Source organism: Endozoicomonas sp. ALB091 (assembly GCF_049310265.1).
Classification (GTDB): domain Bacteria; phylum Pseudomonadota; class Gammaproteobacteria; order Pseudomonadales; family Endozoicomonadaceae; genus Endozoicomonas.
The window spans coordinates 539,293-561,375 of sequence record NZ_JBLYNQ010000006.1 but is presented as its reverse complement, the minus strand read 5'-3'; the positions used below and the strand labels follow the sequence as shown (position 1 = coordinate 561,375).

24 protein-coding genes are annotated in these 22,083 nt (G+C 47.2%); 9 read left to right on the top strand and 15 right to left on the bottom strand.

Annotated elements, in window-relative coordinates:
* Positions 1-8: 8 nt before the first annotated feature.
* The 14 genes from tnpC to ACO6UX_RS09425 all read right to left on the bottom strand — a co-directional run bounded on the left by tnpC (position 9) and on the right by ACO6UX_RS09425 (position 10,508).
* Positions 9-1,580, bottom strand: a complete 1,572-nt coding sequence (gene tnpC / locus ACO6UX_RS09490) for an IS66 family transposase (protein WP_422444698.1) — start codon at positions 1,578-1,580, stop codon at positions 9-11.
* Positions 1,581-1,598: 18 nt separating this feature from the next.
* On the bottom strand, positions 1,599-1,970 hold the full coding sequence (gene tnpB, locus ACO6UX_RS09485; protein ID WP_101745387.1) for an IS66 family insertion sequence element accessory protein TnpB: 372 nt from the start codon (positions 1,968-1,970) through the stop codon (positions 1,599-1,601).
* Between the two features lie 2 nt (positions 1,971-1,972).
* A complete protein-coding gene (gene tnpA / locus ACO6UX_RS09480) occupies positions 1,973-2,272 on the bottom strand; it encodes an IS66 family insertion sequence element accessory protein TnpA (protein WP_422444696.1) in 300 nt (99 codons plus the stop codon).
* Positions 2,273-2,349: 77 nt separating this feature from the next.
* Positions 2,350-2,766, bottom strand: a complete 417-nt coding sequence (locus ACO6UX_RS09475; protein WP_422447017.1) for a hypothetical protein — start codon at positions 2,764-2,766, stop codon at positions 2,350-2,352.
* The gene (locus ACO6UX_RS09470; RefSeq protein ID WP_422447015.1) at positions 2,759-3,541 is read right to left on the bottom strand and encodes a hypothetical protein; all 783 of its coding nucleotides are present in this window, start codon (positions 3,539-3,541) and stop codon (positions 2,759-2,761) included. The genes ACO6UX_RS09475 and ACO6UX_RS09470 overlap by 8 nt, the downstream gene beginning before the upstream one ends.
* A gap of 127 nt (positions 3,542-3,668) precedes the next feature.
* Positions 3,669-4,457 (bottom strand): hypothetical protein, encoded by a 789-nt coding sequence (locus ACO6UX_RS09465; RefSeq protein WP_422447013.1) that lies wholly within the window; start codon positions 4,455-4,457, stop codon positions 3,669-3,671.
* Positions 4,447-5,580, bottom strand: coding sequence for an HlyD family type I secretion periplasmic adaptor subunit (locus ACO6UX_RS09460; protein WP_422447011.1), 1,134 nt, complete (start codon positions 5,578-5,580; stop codon positions 4,447-4,449). Before ACO6UX_RS09460 ends, ACO6UX_RS09465 begins: the two co-directional genes overlap by 11 nt.
* Positions 5,574-5,846 (bottom strand): hypothetical protein, encoded by a 273-nt coding sequence (locus ACO6UX_RS09455; protein ID WP_422447009.1) that lies wholly within the window; start codon positions 5,844-5,846, stop codon positions 5,574-5,576. The genes ACO6UX_RS09460 and ACO6UX_RS09455 overlap by 7 nt, the downstream gene beginning before the upstream one ends.
* Positions 5,847-7,982, bottom strand: coding sequence for a type I secretion system permease/ATPase (locus ACO6UX_RS09450; RefSeq protein WP_422447007.1), 2,136 nt, complete (start codon positions 7,980-7,982; stop codon positions 5,847-5,849).
* 379 nt (positions 7,983-8,361) lie between these two features.
* Positions 8,362-8,568, bottom strand: coding sequence for a hypothetical protein (locus ACO6UX_RS09445; RefSeq protein WP_422447958.1), 207 nt, complete (start codon positions 8,566-8,568; stop codon positions 8,362-8,364).
* 19 nt (positions 8,569-8,587) lie between these two features.
* A complete protein-coding gene (locus ACO6UX_RS09440; RefSeq protein WP_219622270.1) occupies positions 8,588-8,680 on the bottom strand; it encodes an ATP-binding protein in 93 nt (30 codons plus the stop codon).
* Positions 8,668-9,000 carry an ATP-binding protein gene (locus ACO6UX_RS09435; protein WP_422447005.1) on the bottom strand — a complete coding sequence of 111 codons (333 nt, stop codon included), beginning with the start codon at positions 8,998-9,000 and terminating at the stop codon, positions 8,668-8,670. Before ACO6UX_RS09435 ends, ACO6UX_RS09440 begins: the two co-directional genes overlap by 13 nt.
* On the bottom strand, positions 8,997-10,007 hold the full coding sequence (locus tag ACO6UX_RS09430; protein ID WP_422447003.1) for a hypothetical protein: 1,011 nt from the start codon (positions 10,005-10,007) through the stop codon (positions 8,997-8,999). Before ACO6UX_RS09430 ends, ACO6UX_RS09435 begins: the two co-directional genes overlap by 4 nt.
* A gap of 207 nt (positions 10,008-10,214) precedes the next feature.
* Positions 10,215-10,508, bottom strand: a complete 294-nt coding sequence (locus ACO6UX_RS09425) for a hypothetical protein (RefSeq protein ID WP_422447001.1) — start codon at positions 10,506-10,508, stop codon at positions 10,215-10,217.
* A gap of 243 nt (positions 10,509-10,751) precedes the next feature.
* On the opposite strand from ACO6UX_RS09425, the gene ACO6UX_RS09420 reads away from it, so the two are divergent.
* A complete protein-coding gene (locus tag ACO6UX_RS09420; RefSeq protein WP_422446999.1) occupies positions 10,752-11,687 on the top strand; it encodes a hypothetical protein in 936 nt (311 codons plus the stop codon).
* Between the two features lie 459 nt (positions 11,688-12,146).
* Here the strand turns inward: ACO6UX_RS09420 and ACO6UX_RS09415 are convergent, their stop codons facing one another.
* A complete protein-coding gene (locus tag ACO6UX_RS09415) occupies positions 12,147-13,514 on the bottom strand; it encodes a tyrosine-type recombinase/integrase (protein ID WP_422446997.1) in 1,368 nt (455 codons plus the stop codon).
* Positions 13,515-13,939: 425 nt separating this feature from the next.
* Here ACO6UX_RS09415 and ACO6UX_RS09410 point away from each other — a divergent pair, with 425 nt between their 5' ends.
* The 8 genes from ACO6UX_RS09410 to ACO6UX_RS09375 all read left to right on the top strand — a co-directional run bounded on the left by ACO6UX_RS09410 (position 13,940) and on the right by ACO6UX_RS09375 (position 22,082).
* On the top strand, positions 13,940-14,227 hold the full coding sequence (locus ACO6UX_RS09410; RefSeq protein ID WP_422446995.1) for a hypothetical protein: 288 nt from the start codon (positions 13,940-13,942) through the stop codon (positions 14,225-14,227).
* Positions 14,228-14,251: 24 nt separating this feature from the next.
* Positions 14,252-15,346: a hypothetical protein gene (locus tag ACO6UX_RS09405; RefSeq protein WP_422446993.1), complete on the top strand. Its 1,095-nt coding sequence runs from the start codon at positions 14,252-14,254 to the stop codon at positions 15,344-15,346.
* A gap of 144 nt (positions 15,347-15,490) precedes the next feature.
* A complete protein-coding gene (gene abiEi / locus ACO6UX_RS09400; protein ID WP_422446991.1) occupies positions 15,491-16,033 on the top strand; it encodes a type IV toxin-antitoxin system AbiEi family antitoxin in 543 nt (180 codons plus the stop codon).
* On the top strand, positions 16,017-16,937 hold the full coding sequence (locus tag ACO6UX_RS09395; RefSeq protein WP_422446989.1) for a nucleotidyl transferase AbiEii/AbiGii toxin family protein: 921 nt from the start codon (positions 16,017-16,019) through the stop codon (positions 16,935-16,937). Before abiEi ends, ACO6UX_RS09395 begins: the two co-directional genes overlap by 17 nt.
* A 38-nt stretch (positions 16,938-16,975) precedes the next feature.
* Positions 16,976-17,251: a hypothetical protein gene (locus tag ACO6UX_RS09390; protein ID WP_422446987.1), complete on the top strand. Its 276-nt coding sequence runs from the start codon at positions 16,976-16,978 to the stop codon at positions 17,249-17,251.
* A gap of 178 nt (positions 17,252-17,429) precedes the next feature.
* Positions 17,430-19,667, top strand: coding sequence for a type I restriction-modification system subunit M (locus tag ACO6UX_RS09385; protein WP_422446985.1), 2,238 nt, complete (start codon positions 17,430-17,432; stop codon positions 19,665-19,667).
* The gene (locus ACO6UX_RS09380; protein ID WP_422446983.1) at positions 19,667-21,052 is read left to right on the top strand and encodes a restriction endonuclease subunit S; all 1,386 of its coding nucleotides are present in this window, start codon (positions 19,667-19,669) and stop codon (positions 21,050-21,052) included. Before ACO6UX_RS09385 ends, ACO6UX_RS09380 begins: the two co-directional genes overlap by 1 nt.
* Positions 21,036-22,082, top strand: coding sequence for a PDDEXK nuclease domain-containing protein (locus ACO6UX_RS09375; protein ID WP_422446981.1), 1,047 nt, complete (start codon positions 21,036-21,038; stop codon positions 22,080-22,082). Before ACO6UX_RS09380 ends, ACO6UX_RS09375 begins: the two co-directional genes overlap by 17 nt.
* Position 22,083: the final 1 nt, after the last annotated feature.

Here is a 22,083-nt window from a genome sequence, read left to right as displayed (position 1 = left end):
GACTCCCCCTACTTGTCGAGATCGGCTTTTAATGGATTGGCCCCGAATTTCTCTTTCCAGAGTCGCGGTATCAGTTCCCTGATATCACGGGCCGGGTGGAGGCTGATGCGTTGGAGAACATCAACCAGGTATTTGTAGGGATCGATGCCCGCCAGCTGGCAGCTGGTGATCAGCGTCTGGAACACGGCAACATTGTCTGCGCCTTCTTCCGTCCAGCAGAACATCCAGTTCTTTCTTCCCATCGGGATGCAACGAAGGCCACGTTCAAGATGATTGGTGTCTATCGCTACCGTTGGATCGTTCAGGTAAACCTGAAGCTCTTTTTCCCGCTTGTGAACATAGCCCAGTGCCTTGCTCAGAGGGTTGCTGGGAACCAGGTCAAGCCGTCTCAGCTGCTCCCGGTTCCATTCAAAGAACTGGTCAACCAGGGGTTTGGCTTTTTGTTGGCGATAATCACGCAGTACGTCGCCTTCCAACCCCTGACGACGGATGTCATCTTCAACCTTGTACAGTGCGCCGATCTGTTTCAGGGCTTCTTTGGTCGCTTCGGGTTCCGCTTTTTCTGACTTGACGAAATAACGTCGGCTGTGTGTCCAGCACTCGGCATGAGTGATCTTTGGGTATTTCGAGCAAAGGCTAGCGTAGCCGGGGTAGCCATCTGTGAGTAATACCCCTTCAAATTCTTTCAGGTAAGGCTCAACCACATCACAGGAGCGGCTGTCGGAGTAGATAAAGGCTATTTCTTCGTGGTCGCCATAAAAGCACCAGAAGTAGCCTTTTTTCATTTTACCCTTACATTTCAGCCCAGCTTTTGAGGGTGTTTCATCCAGTGCCAGGGTGTGACTTTCAAGGCAGCTGTTCAGTACTTCATGGGCGACAGGTTGTAACAACTGGCCAGCACGCTGCTCCAGATTGGTCAGCGTGCCACGACTGACGGTGATACCGCTGGCTTCCAGTCTCTGATGTTGACGGTAAAGCGGCAGGTGGTAGCGGTATTTCTCAACCAGCAGGCCAGCTATAAAGCTCACATCGGCAAAGCTGCGGTCAAACAGGCCGGAGGGGGCTGCCGCCGTGCTCAGGGTTTGGTCTGCCTTATGGCGAACGACGTCCCTCTGGTATTTCAGAATAACGTAACTGCCCGGTCGCTGCGCCAGACGATGGGTATATTTATGATCAATGATTTCATACTGGTCGGCGTCTTCACCCTGCATTTCAGGAGCCGGAATATGAATCAGCTCAACAGGTACACCTTCCGTGAAGCGCAATCCCTGATCGGTAACACAGTCATCCGGCCTGTGCTTCTTTCTGCGCTCATAGGTGATGGTTTCTGTTTCCGGAACTTCTGGAGACTCAATGTTCTTGAGGATCTCCCCGAGAGCCAGCTGGTCCGGGTTTTCTATCAGTCTCTTTTCCGATTTTTCACCAAACAGCTGTTGTTTAAACCAGGCCAGCTGATGTTTGAGGGACTCGTTTTCCTGCTTCAGGTGTTCGTTCGCAGATTTGTGTTCCTGCAACAGCACCTGCAACTGCTTGAGCAGCTGCAGGTGAGAGGGTTGATTGGCAGGAACAGGAAGATTCATAGCCCTTGAATGTAGCTGCTATTCAGAGGTTGTGCTGTTCGATGTATCAGGTTTTACATAACGTTTGTGATAGCGGATAGAACGGGTATCAATACCGTCAATGATCAGCTTCAGGTCGGTCAATGCCAGCAGTTGTTTAACCGCCTGACCGGCGTGGGAGTGAAACTGACCCTGCTCCAGTCGTTTACTCCAGATGCAGTAACCGCTACGTTCAAAGTACAGCACCTTGCACTGGTTTCGGCGACGATTGATAAAGACGAACAACTGCCCACTCAACGGGTCTTCCTCAAGGGTATTTTTCACCAGAGCAACCAGGCCGTTGTATGACTTCCTCATATCGGTGGGGCGGTTATAAAGCCAGACCCGCACCTGTGATTCAGGAAAAAACATGATCAACGCCGCATACGCAGGGTTACACCACCGGGTAATTCGAGTTCAATTTCCCATGGAGGCAGGTCTGATGGTGTGTTGTGAAAATCAGTTTTAAATTCGAACCAGTCAGGGTCTGGTTGTGCTGGTTGATCAGGCCTTTCGGTTGCCTGCCTTAGTTTGCGCTTCCACAATGTGAAGGTTGACAGGCAGATATTGCGCGAAAGGCAAAAGGCTTTCTGGCTGATGCCGCTTTCCCGCTGTTGATCGATGAGGCCTTGCCACTGTTCAGAAGTGCGGCGGTTTGGTTGTTTTTGATTCACGGCTCGCTCCTGTTTTTAAAACAGGGGTTAGCGTGGCAGACAGATGATGGGTTTTGAAGACGTCCTTAAATAAGCGCTTACCCAGCAATGCCAACAGCAACAGATGCAGCAAGGGATGTAGTTGCGATCTTACCAAGTGATATCCATAACTCCGAAGTACTCTCCCCTTTACTAATGGCATCAGATAGCTCATTTACAATAGTAACTGCATTAATGGTATTTGACGCAAATTTCACAGGTGCGGCACTGTGAAAAATAACAAGAGACTTTTTAAGATCTCCTAACAAGGGCTCTATTGTCTTGGTGTATTTTTTTAGATCTTCACTCCTAATATAATTATTTTTATTAAGGTCTGATTGCATCGTTTCAATGGCAGTTTCTATACCACTGGCTGCTGCTGAAAGATGATTGTTAAGCACATCTCTAAGTTGCTGATTTTTATCAGCAGCATTTTTATCATACTCTAGTGATGAATCTATAATCATATCACTCATTAGAGGCTTCTCCTTTTTGTTTTATCGCTTGATTAGAGTACTCAGAGAGCACCTTATTTTTAAATAAAAGAGTGCTTACAATATAAGAAACAAAAAAGGCCATACCATTTAGAACTAGAAAAGGGATATCATCGTCCTCAGCACCTCCACATCTTACAGAACATGATTCTGATCTGACTAAGCTGATATTAAATAAAGACAACATAAGAATACACAATATGAAGATAACAGCTTTCATAGGGCCAATTATTTTTGTTTCAGAGAAGCCAAAGTTCAATACATTTTGTTTTTCTAAATCAGACATACTTATAGAGTGAGAAAATATGAGATAAGCCGTTAAGCAACTCCAGCCCGCTACAAAGAAAAAGTTATGGCGTACTTCTGAAACACGTTCGTACAACCCTAGCTTCACAAGATCTCTTTCAGTTTTTCCCATTGCAGGAATAACCTCTGCAACAATTTTTTCAGCAGTTGAAAATAGTGAAATATACGTTCCATATGCCTCGTAGAAAAAAGTACGAAGAAACATAATTGATAAGAAATATAGTATTGGAACACCTAATAAGCAGGCGAGTAGCCAACGCTCTTTATAATTTAAAACCCCTGTATTTCTTAAATGCGCAATATATATGCACAAAGCACAGCACAAAGCAATGTAAACAGACATACTTACTGAAAGTAATGAGACTCCTTTAAAAAACATAAATAGAGCTATCATTACCAATGTAAATGATATGATTTGATAGTACCTTTGCAAAATACTCTTATTGTTCACGAGTACTCTCCTGCTTAAAATTTACTCGCTCCCACAATCCACCGTAGGAATCCATATCGTTTTTTTTGTTCAATTGTTTGTCTCCTTATGCATCCCCCCGAAGAGCGTGGGAACGAGATAAAAAATTTTACTCACTATATAGCTTTCCATTTTGCTGTTTCATAAACCTAGAAATGTAAATGACTTTATAAGATCCGCCGAGAGTACAGCCTAGTATGCTTCCTAGGTAATATAAAAAGAGGAATCCAAGATCTGAATTATCAATACCATAACATTTAACAGAGCATGAGCTATCGGTTGCCCAATTCATAAAGTAGGTGTACATGGCAACCACACATATTAAAATTACTCCTAATTTTGAAACCCATGAGAATTCAAGAGTGTCTGACTGAGAAATACCGTGCTCTTTAATAAAGTCTATTTCACTTTCAATCCAGCGCGGGAAATAGGAAAGAACCCAATAAAAACTAAGAAAATTGCAAAAGACTGCAAATGAAAAATTATGCCGTGCTTCTTCTACTCGATCATAAAGCCCATTTTTTACCAGAGCTTCTTCAGTAATAGTCATTGCAGGTATAAGAGTGCTGGCAACCGATTCGGCAGGAGATAAAAAGGAAATATACTCTCGGTATCCATCATAAAAAAACAACCGAAAAAGAATAATAAACAGATAGTAAAGCAGTGGTAAAAGTGAAATAAAGGCAACACTTGACCAACTTTTCATAAAGGAGATTTTTGGGTGTGTTAGCAGTCCTGGGGTACAAAGGATATAAAAAACTGCACAACATATAGCGATATATGCAGACATAAAGATAGCGCCAAAACCTATTCCTTTGATGAATAAAAAGATAACCAAAAAAACAATTGTCGTAACAATTACTTCCCAGAAAATCCCTAATCTAAAACTATCGTTCACGAATACTCTCCTGCTTAAACCTCAACAACGGACTCAGAAAATACTCAATCAGTCGTCTTTGTCCGGTTTTGATCTCTACCGCCACGCTCATTCCCGGAGCCAGATTCACCTTACGGTTTTCTACCTGCATCCAGTCTTTTTCGATTTGAACATTGGCAAGGTATCTCAGCCCTAACTGCTCATCGGGCACGGCATCGTTGGAAACGTTGGTTAACATGCCATCAATCAAACCGTATTTGGTGAAGTTAAAGGTGTCGATTTTCACTTCAGCGCTTTGTCCTTCATGAACAAAACCAATGTCTTTGTTCAGTATCCAGGCTTCCACTTCCATCTTTGCTTCGGCGGGTACAATCTGCATCAGTGCCTGCGCTGGCTGTACCACACCGCCGATGGTGTGCACCTGCAATTGTTGCACCGTGCCATCAATGGGTGAGGTGATCTGTTGCTGGTCGTGCAACTCTTCTGCTTTGATGCGTTCCTGTTCCAGTGTGTCCAGCTGACGGTGCAGCTGTTCCTGCTGATCCAGGCTTTCCCGGCGAGTCTGTGCATGGAGGCTGGCCAGTTGATGTTGCAGCGCTTCCGCTTCTGCAGCCAGTTGCTTAACGGCGGCGCTTTGAGCCTTGATATCTTCTTCCAGTTCGATGCGTTGCTGTTCCAGCTCCAGGTATTCCACTCTGGAGCCGTAGCTTTTGTCATAAAGCGCTTTCAGTGATTGGGTGCGTTCTTCAATAATGGGAAGAACCCGCTTCAGCTTGTTCACCTGGGCGACAATGGTTTGTAGCTCAGCGCGTTTGCTTTTTTCCTGGCTGATCAGGGCATTTGCTGATGTTCTGTAATCTTCGATTTGTTGGAGTAATAATTGTTGTTCGAAAGTTTTTACCTCTGTAGCAGAGGGGGTATGCATTCCCACGGGGACCGTGGGAACGAGGTCGGAGGAGTGTTGATCAAGATAAGTCACAAACGCCTGCTGTCTGGCGAGCTGCAGGCTCAAGGCTGTAATCTCCTGCTGCAACCGAACACTTTCGGCTTCAGTGACGGTGCCGACCAGAGTGATTAACGCATCGTCGGCTTTGACTTCATCGCCTTCGTGTACATGAATCGCCTGCACCTCACCAATCACCATCGGCTGAATGGTTTTAACCCGCTCACCGGGTATGATTTTTCCCTGTGCGTGGCCACAATATCGATTTTGCCAAAGCAGGCCCAGAGAATGGCGATGACAAACAAAGCGATAATCACTTTAACGATAACCCGGCTTGCCGGACTGGCTGGGGTATCTTCCACCTCCAGTGCCGCTGGCAGAAACTGACGTCGAGTGTTGTCCAGTGCTTCAGGCCGCTCAGTTCGACTCAACAGTGCTTTGGTGGCTTTTGAGAACAGAGACTTCATCTACACCGTCTCCCGTAATCCATGCTGATGGGCATTCAACCTTGCGTAATGACCACCCTGTTTTACCAACTGATCATGAGTGCCTTCTTCCACAATACGACCTTTGTCCATCACGATAATACGGTTGGCATCCCGCACCGTGGAAAGACGATGGGCAATAATAAAGACCGTGCGTCCCTGGCTGATCTTTTTCATGTTCTGCTGGATGATGTGTTCCGATTCATAATCCAGGGCACTGGTGGCTTCATCAAAGATCAGGATTTTCGGGTTGGTGAGCAACGCACGGGCAATGGCAATGCGCTGTTTCTGACCACCGGAAAGGAAGCTGCCCTGTTCACCGACATTGGTGTCGTAACCTTCGGGCAATTCCAGAATAAAATCATGGGCACCAGAGAGTTTCGCCGCTGCCATCACCCGTTCAACGGAGGCACTCGGGTCGGCCAAGGCAATGTTGTCCCGCACCGAGCGGTTGAACAGGAAGTTTTCCTGCAGCACCACGCCCACTTGTCGGCGTAGCCAGGCGGGTTCTACCAATGCCAGGTCGACACCATCCACCAATAGACGACCAGACTCCGGTACATACAAGCGCTGCACCAGCTTAGTCAGCGTACTTTTACCGGAACCGGAACGGCCAACAATACCTATAATTTCTCCCGGATTAACTGTTAAGGAAACACCATTGAGCACTGCCGGTCGATCAGGCTGATAACGGAAGGTCACGTGTTCTAAACGCACCTGACCTTTCAATGCCGGTAATGTGGTTCGGTTCGGATCGTGCCCCGGTTCTGTAGGGGTATTCAGTACATCGCCCAATCGCTGAACAGAAATTCCCGCCTGTTGAAAGTCCTGCCATAACTGTACCAGTTTCAGGATAGGGGCACTTACCCGACCGGCAATCATATTAAAGGCAATCAGCATACCAACGGTAAGCTCACCATTAATGACCAGTGTGGCCCCTACCCATAACGTCAGCACCGTGACGACTTTATTGATTAACCCGGCAAACTGGCTGGCAATATTGCCAAGGTTCATAGCCCTGAAGGAGGCAGACACATAAGCCGCTAACTGATCTTCCCAGTGCCGCTGCATCTGGGGCTCCACCGCTGAGCTTTTGATGGTTTCCATGCCAGTGACCGATTCCACCAGGAAGGATTGATTTTCTGCGCCACGCTTGAACTTCTCATTCAGTCGGGCACGGAGAATCGGGGTAACGATCAAAGAGAGCAGGATATAAAAAGGAATGGAACCCAACACAATCCAGGTCAGCGTTGGGCTGTAAAAATACATCACCACAAAAAAGACGACGGTGAATAACAGGTCGATACACAACGTCAGGGCAGAGCCGGTAATAAACTCCCGAATGGTGTCCAGCTCCCGAACCCGGGCCACCGTGTCGCCTACTCGACGAGCTTGAAAGAATGCAATGGGTAAGCGAAGTAAATGGTTGAACAGCCTTGAGCCAAGCACCACATCGACTCTGTTTGTGGTGTGACTGAATACATAATTCCTGAGGCCATTTAGGACAATATCAAAAAATGAGAGTACCAACAGGCCAAATGCCAATACGTCTAACGTCGTTAATGCCTGGTTAACCAGCACCTTGTCGATAATCACCTGAAAGAACAGTGGGGTGATCAGTGCAAACAATTGAATAAAGAAGGAAGCCAGCAATACTTCCGACAGCAGTTTTTTATGCTTCAGCAAAGGGGGAATAAACCAGCTGAAATCAAACTTGGCAAAACTGCCCGGCAATAAAGAGCGTTTCGTGAATAACAGAACATCGCCAGAGAGCATCGTTTCCAACACATCCAACGATACTGCCTCGGGGGATTGCTTCAGCGGACTTTGAATCAGCGCCTTCCCTTCATGTACCCGGGCAATGATGAAGTAGTGACCATCCGCCTGTCGTGCAATCGCAGGCAACGGCAGATCAGTCAGCTGATCCACTGCCACTTTGATTTTTCTGGCCTTCAACTTCAGGGATTTAGCCGCCCTGAGCATGGCTATATCGTCAAGCGCTGCATCGCCACGACCAAACTGGTAATGCAACTGCTCAGCCTCTGCCGCTACGCCATGAAATTTGGCCAGCATCACCAGGCAATGTATGCCACTATCTATGGAATTGAATTGACTCACTACTACGGCTGTCCAGATACTTATTTTTATGAATGGACATCGTGCCTGATGCAGAACACGAACTTTCAGTTAGAAGAGGCTTGGAGAAGGAAAGCTTTTCAGCTTGCGACATCTACTGATAACAGGCGATTCTTTCCAGGTACCAGCGAAAGACTGGATATAAGCAGTACGGCCACGAACGTAGGCCATCATTCCTCGGGTCATTCCATGTATCCCTTTCACTATTGAGTTGTTCTTATTGAATGAAACACATTCAAACAGCAGTGTAAATCGGTGTCAACAGCTATAAATAAAGTCAATATATTTTTTGACTCTGTTCACATAATTGCTATAGCAACAAGACTTCCAAAGCATCCACAGAATTACAGCCGGGTACTCGTTACAATTCACGACAGAGATAATCGTAGAGTTCCAGTCCATTAGCCTTTGCACTTTCGATCAGGCTGTAAAAAATGGCACTGGCCTGAGAACCAAAGGTCTTCTTTTTCAGCCACAGCACCGTATCCGGCGTATTCATCAGTTTGCAGATACGGGAACCATAGATTGTGCAATGAACTGTTCCGTGGTTCCCTTTTTGATCCGTCACGTTATAGGTTTACTGCATATTATTCCTGTTTTGCCAAATTGAGACTTTGTTTCTTACGCATTGACTCCCCTGACAGTTCCAAACGGTGTGAACGGTGAATCAGACGATCCATAATGGCATCAATAAAAACTGATTTCTGGTTATCCAGTCGCATCGACACAGGGTTTCTAATGCGCCTCGATCAATCCCCCGATTGGCCGCATAATCAATATCCTCCACATAGGCGCTGGCCTGCTTGATTTTTGCCGCCTTCCTGAGTCGTTGCTGTTTGCGCTGCTTACGATCCAGAGTTTCAGCTTCAAGTAACAGGCTGAGACGATCTTCAAACGACAGTTTCATCTGGTCGGGTGTTTCAAACATACGGGACAATGCTTGCTCAAAGCCCGGTAGCCGAAGCTCTCTGATCTGCTCTATCAGTTGTTGCGTGCTCATTTCAAATGACCTTCATGATCCGCATAGTAAGAAGCACCCCGGACATTGGAGTGGGCAGGAAGCTTGTGTTGTGTGGTGGTTTCCGTAATCTGCTGTCCATCAAGGTGGCATTGCAGAATTGAGTGCACGCTGGTTACCGTGAGAGACTGAATTTCGGTCACACAGGTGCAGGCATTCATGAATCGCTGCACTCCATAGTGCCGACACAATTTTTGCAGCTTGCTACAGGCTCGTACGCCTTTTAAGGAATGTTCAGGCAGGTTCTCAAACTGCGCTGTCACAACAGCCAGCACATCAGCACTCTGTTCTTTGGCCCAGTTGATAAAGTAATCCCGGGTCTGGTTTGCGTATGCCTGATGCTGGGTAGGACGGTGCTCCGGATAGGTGGTTGCGTCCTCTTTGCGATGACTTCGGGGGTGGATTGCCACCCGATGGTGCTGATGGAATATTTCAACCTTCTGATGACCTACCTTCACTTCCACACAGAAGATTAACTGTGAGTAGCCAAGCACTCCCACGAACAGTTCCACCTTTTGTGTCTGGCCTGTTGCAGAATCAACAAACGACAAACGTTTACCTGCATAATCAACAAAACAGACATCACCCGGCTCGTAATGTTGTCGCATGCATAAATCAATAGTTTTTCGGTAATCCCGGTAATATTTATTGAACTGGCTATAACAGTACGCATCGTCAGGGTTGATACGACGGTATTCCTCCCATATCTGCAGACGACACTGATGCTTGTCCTGCAATAACTTATGAATGTGCGACCAGTCTGGAGCCCGCTTGTCCGGTTTAAGCCCAGAGGAAGAGCTGACCAACCGGAACAAAGCAGGGTCATCCAGCTGTTTCACTTCTCCCCAACAGCACTCACTTTTATTGATTCGCGACCGGTATCGTCGAACGGTTGTTTTTGATAACTGCGTCAATTGAGCAATATGGCGATTTGAAAAATGGGTTGACAGCAGCAAGCGCAAAAGCTCACGCAAGGTAGATGACTTCATGCATCCTCCTTGTTTTCATCAAGAACATGGGAAAACAAGGCAAACTCAACCCAGCCAATCAATGTAGACATTTGACAGGGTTGAGCTGGAAAGCTTAAATGAGGGGACTGAGTCTTATCTCATCCTCCCGTGAAAAGCCAGAGTCCCGACAACTCTGGCTTTTTGCTTTCAGTGCCTTGAAATGGAATAACAAGCTTTCTCAGTTACTTATTGCTCATCCTCTTCAGTCGTGTTGAACGAGTTTTCAATACTCTGTTTTGCCAGCCACCGGGCAACATCAGCGACCAGGACAAATCGCCCCCGCCGCTTGGCCATAGTAAACAGCCTCACAGGAAAATGGTGCTGATTGATGGCCTGGCGCAATGCGCCCATGGTCCGATACCCCATTGCCTGACGAAGTTGCTCCCCGCTCAATACGGGTGAGCGATAAAGCGTCAGCAGGTCACTTTCCAGTTTGGCCGATAACGCGGTCACCCTCGCCTCAGGCTGTCCAGTACTCAAGCTAACCTCCACACATCTATATCAGTGATAAGTGGTCATTTAGTAAGAATAAGCGCTTTTACAATTCTTGCGTAGCGGCTTATTTTTAGAAAAAAGGCACGACTTTTTTTGCATTGAAAAAGATAAGTGCTGATATACCAAGGCCCTGCCGGGCACAGCGCAATTTTCGCACATCCAATGCGCAATTTTTTTCTTATGTATTCCTTTACTGATTACAAACGTTTGTCGCGGAGAACACGATCCTTGACCACGCGATACTGGGTTGCCTGGATAAAAGAACGCCTTGGGGTAAAAACCGCTTACCAGATTAAGAAGTGCTTGCTGGAAGACTCTGTTTTGGCAGAGAAGAACCCCGGCTGGCTGAACCATTCTTCAAGGTTCTGGAACAGAAAAGAAAACGGGCAGCCTGCCTCTCAGGAAAAGTTGGTAAACCAAGTAGAATCATGCAGTAAAACAAAGGGGGCGAAAGGCATTCTCTGTCATTGCTTTTGGGAACTCATTGATCAACAGCAGATTGATCAGGATTTTTTACACCATATCCTGTTACAGCTGCCCTCAATGTACAGGGGCAAACTCTTCAGTGATGAAAATAGCGCTGTCAGAAGACAGACATTAAGGGCCAAAACTGTTAATAAACTTGAAGTGCCTTACACGCTTGATTCGCTGACCTGTTTTCTGGCATTGGCTATTGAAGAGGGGTGGGCTGAGCAGAAAAATACTTGTCGACGGGCACATGGCTGCCAGATGACAGTAACCAAACTGTTTCTCAGACAGAGCTTACTAACGCCATTATCTGCTGTTGCAGAAGAACTTTACACGACAATATCTGAACAACTGCAGCACCTGTTTACAACGTCGGTTTATGATCCATTCTATTTTGAGTTTAATGATCATAATGACCATCAACGCCAGCTGATTAATGGTTTTTTCGCTCACTGTGAGCTTGTTTTCTCTGGCAGTTTGAAACTTTATGGAGAATGGTTGGCCCAAGCCAGAAAAATCGGGTTGACAAAAAACGCTGCTGATGACAAGGCTTTTTTGTGGTCAGTATTCCTGACAGAAGCCGAAAAGCTTGAGTCCGTATTATTCGACGACGATCCGAACCGTACGAATAGCCATCCACTGATCCTGAAGCTGAAGAGCAGGATGGATGATTTCAAAAAATACACTGGACCATAAACAGCGGGGTGGTAACTCTAAAACAGCAGGGTGGGTCACATTTGAACAGCAGAGGTGGTCAGTTTGGACAGTGCCACTAATAGCTATTGCTGGTGGGGTGTCAGCAAACTTGCTGATAGTCATTGATGAAATATTGTGAGATGGGTCTCCTCAAACTTGGGGAAGGCTGGGTAAATACTATTAATTTTCAAATCCTCAATTTAAGGAACTGGAAAGTTTGCAGTGCCCAAATGTGAGCACTGTCATGAGTGAATTGATTTCAGAAAGGTTAATCTTTTTACATGGACAGTTACTGAAAATTCCGATGTGTCCAAGTTTGGACGCATCTTATACTTTTGTAGTCATCTGATAGCTACCCCTGATTTTTCTTAGGTTACAGGATAGAAAAAAAGGGGGGGTGTACTCAAATCTGAGCACACCTAATAATGAATGGCATTTTCCAAGTTTATAATGGGAAGGTCAGGCTATTTCAGATTTCTCCTGTTCTGGCTCATTACTGATCTCAGATACACCTTCATCCATAGCCTGTCTGGAAGCCTTCATATAATCATTCAGTACAGCAATAGCAGACTGCCTGAATTGAGGGGCCAGGTGAGCATATTTGAGTGTCATATCAATAGACTGATGACCCATCGCATCCCTGACATGGTTCAGGTCAACTCCCGCCATTACCATGTTGCTGGCAAATGAGTGTCGAAGATCATGAAAGCGGAAGTGTAAATCCTCTTCTTTTGGTTTGTATAAGCCTGCTTCTTTTCTGATCTTCGTCCAGGAGGATTTAATATCCTTCATGGGCTTGCCCGTTTTTTTATTAGGAAAAATGACCTTGGTTTCCATATTTTGTTTACGCCACTCCCGAAAGGCGTAATGGGCTTCATCGGTCAGATGAATATGACGGGTTTGGCCGTTTTTGGCTCTATCTCCTATCACTGTCAGTAGGCGCTGATTTATATTGACCTGGTTCCAGTTCAGCTCAAGCACCTCGGTAATGCGAAGACCGGTATTCAGAGCGATCAGGACAACCGGCTTTACATGGCATGCAAAAGTACTAGCCAATTCTGGAATATTTGGACGACGCCGTTCCAAAAGCCACTGGTTATAGCGGACTCGTTTGTTCCTCTGCTCATCATCGTAGTTGTCCAGAGCAATACGCAAACGCTGCTCTTCGTCTATGGAGAGGTATCTAACGCGCTTATTCTTATCAACGGGAAGGTTCTTGAGCTTGCGTAATGGGGTCCCTTCCAGCAATTCAAAATCTACGGCTTTACTCAATATTCCTCTTATGCAGTTTACGTCCCGGTTGATACCCGATGCTTTCCGGCCCTTCTTGAGTTGCTCTGTCTGAAAGAGTGTCAGGCGACGAACAGATATTTCTGATAGTGGAAGGTCGAACCACTTTCCGAAATGCCTCTCTGCTCGCTTGAGATCCTCCTCACCTTGTTTTTTGTGGGTAAGAGCCCAAAGCCTATAACGCTGCTCGATGAATGCACCAAGAGTGCTGCTTTTTTCCAGCTCTGCCTGGCGACGTGAATCATTTCTGGAAGCCTGAATATCAATACCTTTGGCTACCTCTCCTAGGGATGCCTTCGCCATTCTTTTGGCATCAGATGGGGTGATAGCTCCATGACGACCCAACTTAAAATCCTTTCTCTGGTTGCAACCCGGCACTGTGTAGCTGAGATAATATGTTTTGGTGCCTTTCGGGCTGACAAGGACATAGAGACCTTGCTGTTTTTGCTCCCATACCCGATATGATTTGTCTCTGGGTTTCAGGTCATCAACTGAAGTGTTGGTGAATGAAATTTTCTCATTGGTGGTCTTAGGCATGTCCGTTTACCTCTTTATTATTTGAATGAGCGCCGGAAGTGATTTTTTTCCAGTATATTTCCAGTAAAACTCAGACAGCGATATACAATTCCATGCAACATGGTACAATATGTGGGTGGGTGATAACTTTATATATATCAATGAGTTATCTATATAATGGCTTGTTTTAAGTTGTAAGGCAATGGCTGGGATGATGGGGTGAATGATCACTCCGGAGGCAGAGGTCAGAGGTTCGAATCCTCTCGGGTGCGCCATAATCATAATAGAGGTATCTGCGTGCATGAGTAAGCGCTCATACATTTGCCTTTCATGATTTCCAATCTACGTATAGCCTACACCTCTCATCAAGTTACTCTCTTTTATTTGTGTCTTGTGTCAAACCCTTTCCAGCGTCGTCTATACCGGCTTGCTTGCTTGTTTGTCTGATGATTATCAATGGATTGTTCTTGCCATCCATGTTCAATTGTGTTCACAAAAAGGCCAGGGCGTTTCCCGGTGCAAAACGAATGGAGTCGTTTATTCCCATGTCGCGGATGGTGGATGACTGGCTGTTCCGGTTTGCCAGAGGTTTGTCTGAATGGGCATATCCACAAACGCCGGATGGGAATTTTCCGAATCCATTTCCTGCAGCAGCAGCTACTGTTATTGGGCTGGAGAGTTCATTGGCTTTGCCAGATAATGTGGTCAGCCTTGACGAGGTACGTAAGCTGTAGAAAGGTGCAGAAGGCATAACAGTTATGAGTGAATACCAGTATTACGAGTTGGTGGCCGTTGACCGGCAGTTGTCGAAAGAGGAGATGGGGTATCTTCGGGGGATTTCCAGCCGGGCACAGATATCGTCTACCCGGTTCTGTAACACCTATAACTACGGTGATTTAAAAGCCGACCCAAGGCAGTTACTGAGCAGGTTCTTCGATGCTTATGTTTATGTTTCCAATTTTGGTTGCAAAATTTTTGCGATTAAGGTGCCTCGTCATCTTATTGATGAATCGACACTGCTGCGTTACCTCCAGGGGGATATCTGCACTTACAAATCGTCTGGCGCGCACTGGATTATTGAATTTGTCTATGAAGATGAAGACGGCTACGACGATGAGTGGGATGAAGGCGATGGCTGGATGGGCAGCCTGCTGAACATTCGCAGTGAGCTGATGCACGGTGACTATCGTTCACTGTATCTGGCCTGGTTGTCTCAATTGGATGAGCTGGAACCGGATGCGCTGTCCCCCGCCATCCCTCTGGGCCTTGATGACCTTTCTGCCAGCCAGAGTGCGTTGTGCGATTTCCTGAAACTGGATGCCCAACGGGTTGTTGCGTCGGCCAGGGTCAAACCGGATTATGCCAGTGTTGAGCCTGAAGTGTTAATTGATCAATATGTCATGCAACTCCCGGAAGCGACGGCCAGAGCCCAGCTGAAAGCGTTACTGTTAGATGAAACCGGTACTGCACGAAGAGAACAGTTTGCCGCCCTGGTGGATCAAACTCAGGAAATACCGCGCAGCAGTTCAGTCACGGTTGGCCATCTGCTGGCTTCTGCCCGGGAGCTGCGGAAAAAGGCTGATGAAAAGGCCATGATGCAAAAGCAGCTGCAACAGCAGCAAAAGGCCGAAAGCGTTGCTGCCAATGAAGAGGCCTATTGGCGTCGGGTGGAAGAACTGTTTGAGCAAAGAGGCTCATCTACCGTGTATTCCGAGCTGTCAACAAAGCTTGGCGATCTTCAGCTGATGGCCAAAATGCTGAACAGACAAACAGCCTATGACCAGAGGCTGGCCGAGCTGAAACAACGCTACGCCAAGAAAACCAGCCACTGGCAGGGATTAAGGTACCGGTAACTGACCTTAATCAACTGGCCAATAAGTAGACATAAATACCACTATTTAATGTTGTTCGCGTTTATATGCTGTGTATTTTGCTATTATGTAGACAGAAATACACCATTTAAGTGATTAAAACGTTTACATGAAGGAGTGGTAACGATGGATCAGGCCACTGCAATCCACCGGCTATCGGCTTTTGACCGGATGGGACATTCGGTTTTTACCGCCAGGGATTTGGGCAAAATCTTTAGTGAAGACTCCCCGCGAGCCTTTCAGGCCGGACTGGTTCGGTTGGTGAAGAATGATATTCTTCGTCGGATGATGAAAGGGATTTATACGTTCACCCTCTCAAGCAACAAAAATGCAGATATGCTGGAGCGCATTGCCATAGCCTTGCGAAGGGGGGAGTACAACTACATCAGTTTGGAATCAGCGCTATCAGAGTATGGCGTTATTTCCCAAATCCCTGTTGATCGGCTGACCATTATGACCACAGGCCGGAAGGGAGAGTATAAAACCCCTTTTGGGGTTCTTGAATTTACCCATACCCGCCGTTCAGTCGCCGATATTCTGGACAGTGTCGTTGATCGTGACAGACCGTTAAAAATTGCTACGCCTGAGGCGGCTATGCGTGATTTGAGGCGTGTGGGGAGGAATAGTCATTTGGTGAAGGAGTCACAGAGTTATGAAAATGACCACTGAAGATTTTTCACAGCTGGTTGAGAGGATTATGCAAAATAATCATCTCGCACTAATGCGGCCAGTCGTTGAGAAAGAGCTGCTTCACTATGACATTCTGTTCTGTCTTGACCGGGAAGGCCTGTTGGATCAGTTGGTGTTTCAGGGCGGTACGTCGCTTCGTCTGTGTCATGGAGGTAACCGGTTCAGTGAGGATCTGGATTTTGTTGGAGGGGTGGATTTTTCGTCAGCCTCTCTTGCCAATATAAAGACCTGTATTGAGGACTATATTGGGGCCAGATATGGATTGGAGGTATTGGTTAAAGAGCCGGCGACGCTTAGAAAAGAGCCTTGTTATGCACAAATGAATATTGATAAATGGCAAATCTCAGTAATAATCTCTCCGAAGCGTAAAGATATTCCCCGGCAAAAAATCAAGATTGAAGTCGCTAATGTTCCGGCATATACCAAAGAAGCATTGCCGCTACGAGTGAATTACCCGTTTCTTCCCGATGGTTATGGAGACACTCTGGTTTTTACTGAAACCCTTGACGAAGTGCTGGCAGACAAACTGATCGCTTTGCCTGCAACACAAAAATACATTCGTTACCGTGATATTTGGGACCTGCCCTGGCTTCAGCAACAGGGTGCTGAAGTGAATGTTGAGCTGGTGAAGAAGAAAGTGAACGACTACCGGCTTGATGACTTTGAGCAGCGGCTGGATCAGCTGATTCGGAATATCCCTGAAATAGTGACCGGCGGTGGGCTTAAAACTGAAATGCGGCGATTTATACCTGCCGATGTTTATGAACGCACTCTGGGTAAGGGGAAATTTGAAAGCTACTTGTCAGGGACGTTACAAAAACTGTTTAGCCGCTTAAAGGGAGAGCTTTATGGCGAAGGTGAGCTTCCTGAGTTCAGAATGTGATGATGCTCGAATGTTCTTTTCCGGAGTAACGACGACGAATGAATAACAGTAATTCGCTGCAGGATTGTGAGGTGTTGCAGCTTAAGCAAAAGCGGGCACTGGTGCTTGATTTTACCGATGGTAAACGTTGGACGGTGCCATACTATATGCTCAATCTCGAAGGTGCCGACGCTCGTGTTAATCATGAAATGCAACAAGGGGTGAGTCGCCATGCCATTGCTGTGGGTGATCTACTGGGTTTTAAAGATAAGCAAAGAGAGGAACATTTTGGCTATGTCCTCCGTCTGAATACCAAGTCGGTTACTGGATTATGATTGTTTAGTCCCAGCATATTTACCATCTCGACTACATCCGATAGTTAATTAACGGTACACTCCCCCGGTAACCAATTTCCCATAGCCGGGTCTGATGCTCTGCCTTCGTCTATATGACAGCGAGCCTGTCTGCTTATTTGTTCCCCGGCATTATTGTCCCTGATGCCAAGTACCCATTATGTCCAACACCCATAACAATCTTGCCGCCTTTATCTGGTCCGTTGCCGACCTGCTGCGGGGAGATTTCAAACAGTCCCAGTACGGTCGCATCATTTTGCCGTTTACTTTGCTCCGGCGTCTGGAGTGTGTGCTGGAGCCTACCAAAGAAGCGGTGCTGGCCCAGTATGAAAAAGTGACGGTGATGAACCTGCCGGAAGAGGGACGGGAGAAGCTGTTGTTGCGGGCGGCCGGGTTGTCCTTCTTTAATACATCACCGATGGATCTCTCCAAACTTGGACAGATCGGTATTAAAGACAATCTGGAAAGCTATGTGCTTGCCTTCTCACGGGATGCCAGGGAGATCTTTGAACATTTCAAGTTCGATGAATTTGTTGGCGGCCTGCAGGAGGCCAACCTGTTGTATAAGGTGGTGCAGAAGTTCGGCAGCATCGACCTGAGCCCGGATGCCATTTCCAATCACGATATGGGCCTGGTGTTTGAGGAGCTGATCCGCAAATTTGCCGAAAGCTCTAACGAAACCGCCGGGGAGCACTTTACCCCACGGGATATTGTCCAGCTCACCACCTCCCTGGTGTTTATGGAAGATGACGATGCCTTAACAAAAGAAGGCATTATCCGCACCATTTACGATCCCACTGCCGGTACTGGTGGCTTTCTTTCTTCCGGTATGGAATATGTGCATGAACATAACGCCAATGCGGTGATGCGCGCCTTTGGTCAGGAGCTGAACCCGGAGTCTTACGCCATCTGTAAAGCCGATATGCTGATCAAGGGGCAGGATGTCAGCCGTATCAAGCTGGGCAACACCCTGTCCAATGACCAGCTTGCCAGTCAGCAGTTTGATTATATGCTCTCCAATCCACCGTTCGGAGTGGACTGGAAGAAGATCGAAAGTACGGTCAAAACAGAACATGACGTGAAAGGCTTTGATGGTCGCTTTGGCCCGGGTCTGCCACGGGTATCCGATGGTTCCCTGTTGTTCCTGATGCACCTGATCAGCAAATTTCGGGCTATAACGCCCGATAATCAAAACCCCAGCCGTATTGGTATTATCCTGAACGGTTCGCCGTTGTTTACCGGCGGCGCGGGCAGTGGTGAAAGTGAGATTCGACGCTATATTCTGGAAGCCGATCTGCTGGAAGCCATTGTCGCCCTGCCTACCGATATGTTCTACAACACTGGCATTGCGACCTATATCTGGGTGCTATCCAACAAAAAATCGGCGGAGCGTAAGGGCAAGGTCCAGCTTATCAATGGTGCGAAGCTGTTTGGCAAGATGCGCAAGTCCCTGGGTTCCAAGCGCAATATGATGAACCCGGAAGACCGTGCCATGGTGACTCGCTGCTTTGGCAAATTTGAGGCGGAAGCTACTGACTCCAATGGCATAGCAATGAGTAAACTATTTGAGACATACCAGTTCGGTTATCGTCGCATAACGGTAGAACGCCCCCTGCGCCTTTCTGCCCGGATTACTGCTGAAGCCGTTGCCAGCCTGCGTTATGCGCCCAAACCGTTTAACAATGTAATGCGCTGGCTATTCGAACAGTTTGGCGATGCCTGCTACTCGACACTGGCAGACCAGGAAGAAGCCATCCGCAACAAAATCAAAAAAGACTTCACCGAGCTGAAAGAGAAACAGGTTAAAGAAGTACTGGATACCAAACTGTGGTTGTTCCAGCGCAAGCTGATGGAAAAGGCGCAACAGCTTCAGTCTGAGGTTGGTATTGAGAACAGCGATGATTTCAATCGCTTTGATGAATTATTGAAGGCAGTGATTAAAAAGCGGGCGATCAAGCTGGATGCCAAAGAGAAGAAGCAGCTTCTGGATGCCATTACCCATAAGAACCCGGAGGCCGAGCCCGTTGTCAAAAAGGTATTAAAAGAAGAGTCGCAGCCCCTCTACGGTGCCTTTGAATACCGAGGCAACGTCGTCGAGTTTGAAACCGATGGCGACCTGCGGGATAACGAAAATATCCCCCTTGATCCATCGGTGACCACCTCAACGCTGATCGAAACCTACTTTCAGCGGGAAGTGATGCCCCATGTACCGGATGCCTGGATCAATGCCAGCAAGCGGGATGAGCAGGACGGTGAGATCGGTATTGTCGGCTATGAGATTCCCTTTAACCGCCACTTCTATGTGTACCAGCCACCCCGAGCCCTGGAAGCCATTGATGCCGATCTGGATGCGGTCAGTGGGCGGATTATGAAGCTGCTGGCGGAGGTGCATTCCTGATGGCTGATGTTGGCGGCAAATACAAGACTTATGCGGAGTATAAGGACTCTGGGGTTGAGTCAATGGGAACCATTCCTTCAGCTTGGGGCCTGGTGCGTGCAAAGAATATTTTTTCTATTAAGAAAAGAATTGCTGGCGAGTTAGGTTTTGACATCCTTTCTATCACCCAAAAGGGAGTGAAGAAGAAAGATATTGAAAGTGGTGAAGGGCAACTTTCAATGGACTACTCAAAGTACCAACTTGTGTTTGCTGGTGACTTTGCAATGAACCATATGGACTTGTTAACTGGCTATGTAGACATCTCACCTTTTAACGGTGTTACAAGCCCAGACTACAGAGTGTTCAACATTGAGAATACGAAGGACTACGTGCCTGAATATTACTTATACTTGCTTCAAAATGGTTATAGACAAAAGCTTTTTTTCCACCTTGGACAAGGTAGTGCACACCTTGGGCGATGGCGTTTGCCAACAGAAGCTTTCAACGAAATTCTTTATCCAAAACCAACCAAGCGTGAACAGGAGCTTATTGCCAGCTTCCTCGATCACGAAACCGCCAAAATCGACACCCTGATCGAGGAGCAGAAAACCCTGATCCGGCTGCTGCAAGAGAAGCGTCAGGCGGTGATCAGCCATGCCGTGACCAAAGGCCTTAACCCTGATGCACCGATGAAAGACTCCGGTGTGGAGTGGCTGGGTGAAGTGCCGGAGCACTGGAGTGTCAGACGGCTCAAGCATGTTGCTGATCTACAGTCTGGTATACCAAAAGGCAAAGACCTTGCGGGCAAAATAACAATCGAAGTGCCCATGCTTCGAGTGGCTAATGTCCAGGATGGTTATTTAAAATTAAATGAGGTTCATAAAATTCATATTGAGCCTGATCAGTTGGAACGTTATGAACTGAAAAAGGGTGATGTTCTAATGAACGAGGGTGGGGATAACGATAAACTTGGCCGTGGAGCTGTATGGAAAGGTGAAATTGCACCGTGCATCCACCAGAATCATGTTTTTGCAATCAGGCCAAAAGATATTGAACCAGAGTGGCTTGCACTACTCACAGGTTCTTCATATGCCAAGTTTCATTTCTATAGGGTAGCCAAGCAAAGCACCAATCTGGCATCTATATCCTCAAGTAATATCAAGGAAACGCCGTTAGTTATCCCTCCTTTTGAGGAGCGTAGAGCGATCATTGATCACCTGAAGACATTAATGAAAAAGTACGATGCCATTGAAGCCCAGGGACAAGATCAAGTCAGGCTACTAACAGAACGCCGCACCGCCCTGATCTCTGCCGCAATTACAGGCAAAATAGACGTCCGTGACTGGACACCCACTGCCCACCCACAACAAAAACACCCCGAGGCCCCCCATGAGCAAACCGCCTGAACCGCCGGAGCACCCAGACACCCTGTTCAGCGAAATCAAAGGCCTGATCCAGTCCGCCCGCCAGCGGGCTGCGGTGGCTGTGAATGCCGAACTGACCCTGCTTTACTGGCAGGTGGGGGGGCGCATCAATAGCGAGGTGCTCAAAGGTGAACGTGCGAATTATGGCCAGGAGGTGGTTGCCGGCTTGTCCAAACGACTGACTCAGGCGTTTGGTCGCGGCTGGTCTCGCCGTAATCTGTTTCAAATGATCCGGTTTGCGGAGTTGTTTCCCTCTCTGGAGATTGTGCAGACACTGTCTGCACAATTGAGCTGGAGCCACTTCACCGCACTGATCAGCCTTGAGGATAGCCTGAAGCGAGAGTTCTATCTGACCATGGCAATACAGGAGCGCTGGTCAGTCCGTACGCTGGCAGACCGTATCGACAAACTGTTATTTGAACGAACAGCCCTGTCCAAAAAACCTGAGCTGACCATTACCAGGGAACTGGAGATTCTCAGAAGCCAAGGCAAGCTCAATGAGGAAATGGTACTCAAAGATCCTTATGTACTCGACTTTCTGGAAATGAATGACGCTTACCTGGAGAAGGATCTTGAAGACGCCATTCTGCGGGAGATGCAACAATTTCTGCTGGAGCTGGGCGTGGGCTTCACCTTTGTCGCACGGCAGCATCGTATTCAGATCGGAGGTGATGATTTTTATATTGATCTGTTGTTCTACAATCGCAAACTTAAGCGGTTGGTTGCCATTGACCTTAAGGTAGGTAACTTCAAGGCAGAACATAAAGGACAGATGGAGCTTTACCTGCGCTGGCTGGATAAATATGACCGCCAGCCCGATGAGGCCTCCCCCCTGGGTATTATTCTTTGTTCTGGTAAAAATGATCAGGAGGTTGAACTGCTGGAGCTGGATAAAAGCGGCATCCATGTGGCGGATTACCTGACCAGCCTGCCGCCCAAAGCGGTGCTGGAAGAACGCTTCCAGCAGGCCATTCACAATGCCCGCCAGCGTATTGAGAACAAAAGTGAGTAGT

Bases quoted from the DNA above. Each gene is read 5' to 3' on its own strand.
- ACO6UX_RS09395 (WP_422446989.1), top strand. From the start codon at position 16,017: ATGAAAATGACCACTGAAGATTTTTCACAGCTGGTTGAGAGGATTATG.
- ACO6UX_RS09380 (WP_422446983.1), top strand. From the start codon at position 19,667: ATGGCTGATGTTGGCGGCAAATACAAGACTTATGCGGAGTATAAGGAC.
- ACO6UX_RS09405 (WP_422446993.1), top strand. From the start codon at position 14,252: ATGAGTGAATACCAGTATTACGAGTTGGTGGCCGTTGACCGGCAGTTG.
- ACO6UX_RS09415 (WP_422446997.1), bottom strand. From the start codon at position 13,514: ATGCCTAAGACCACCAATGAGAAAATTTCATTCACCAACACTTCAGTT.
- ACO6UX_RS09455 (WP_422447009.1), bottom strand. From the start codon at position 5,846: ATGAAGTCTCTGTTCTCAAAAGCCACCAAAGCACTGTTGAGTCGAACT.
- tnpB (WP_101745387.1), bottom strand. From the start codon at position 1,970: ATGTTTTTTCCTGAATCACAGGTGCGGGTCTGGCTTTATAACCGCCCC.
- ACO6UX_RS09410 (WP_422446995.1), top strand. From the start codon at position 13,940: ATGATTATCAATGGATTGTTCTTGCCATCCATGTTCAATTGTGTTCAC.
- ACO6UX_RS09440 (WP_219622270.1), bottom strand. From the start codon at position 8,680: ATGGATCGTCTGATTCACCGTTCACACCGTTTGGAACTGTCAGGGGAG.
- ACO6UX_RS09390 (WP_422446987.1), top strand. From the start codon at position 16,976: ATGAATAACAGTAATTCGCTGCAGGATTGTGAGGTGTTGCAGCTTAAG.
- abiEi (WP_422446991.1), top strand. From the start codon at position 15,491: ATGGATCAGGCCACTGCAATCCACCGGCTATCGGCTTTTGACCGGATG.
- ACO6UX_RS09475 (WP_422447017.1), bottom strand. From the start codon at position 2,766: ATGAGTGATATGATTATAGATTCATCACTAGAGTATGATAAAAATGCT.
- ACO6UX_RS09430 (WP_422447003.1), bottom strand. From the start codon at position 10,007: ATGAAGTCATCTACCTTGCGTGAGCTTTTGCGCTTGCTGCTGTCAACC.
- ACO6UX_RS09375 (WP_422446981.1), top strand. From the start codon at position 21,036: ATGAGCAAACCGCCTGAACCGCCGGAGCACCCAGACACCCTGTTCAGC.
- ACO6UX_RS09460 (WP_422447011.1), bottom strand. From the start codon at position 5,580: ATGGTGATTGGTGAGGTGCAGGCGATTCATGTACACGAAGGCGATGAA.
- tnpC (WP_422444698.1), bottom strand. From the start codon at position 1,580: ATGAATCTTCCTGTTCCTGCCAATCAACCCTCTCACCTGCAGCTGCTC.
- ACO6UX_RS09385 (WP_422446985.1), top strand. From the start codon at position 17,430: ATGTCCAACACCCATAACAATCTTGCCGCCTTTATCTGGTCCGTTGCC.
- ACO6UX_RS09435 (WP_422447005.1), bottom strand. From the start codon at position 9,000: ATGAGCACGCAACAACTGATAGAGCAGATCAGAGAGCTTCGGCTACCG.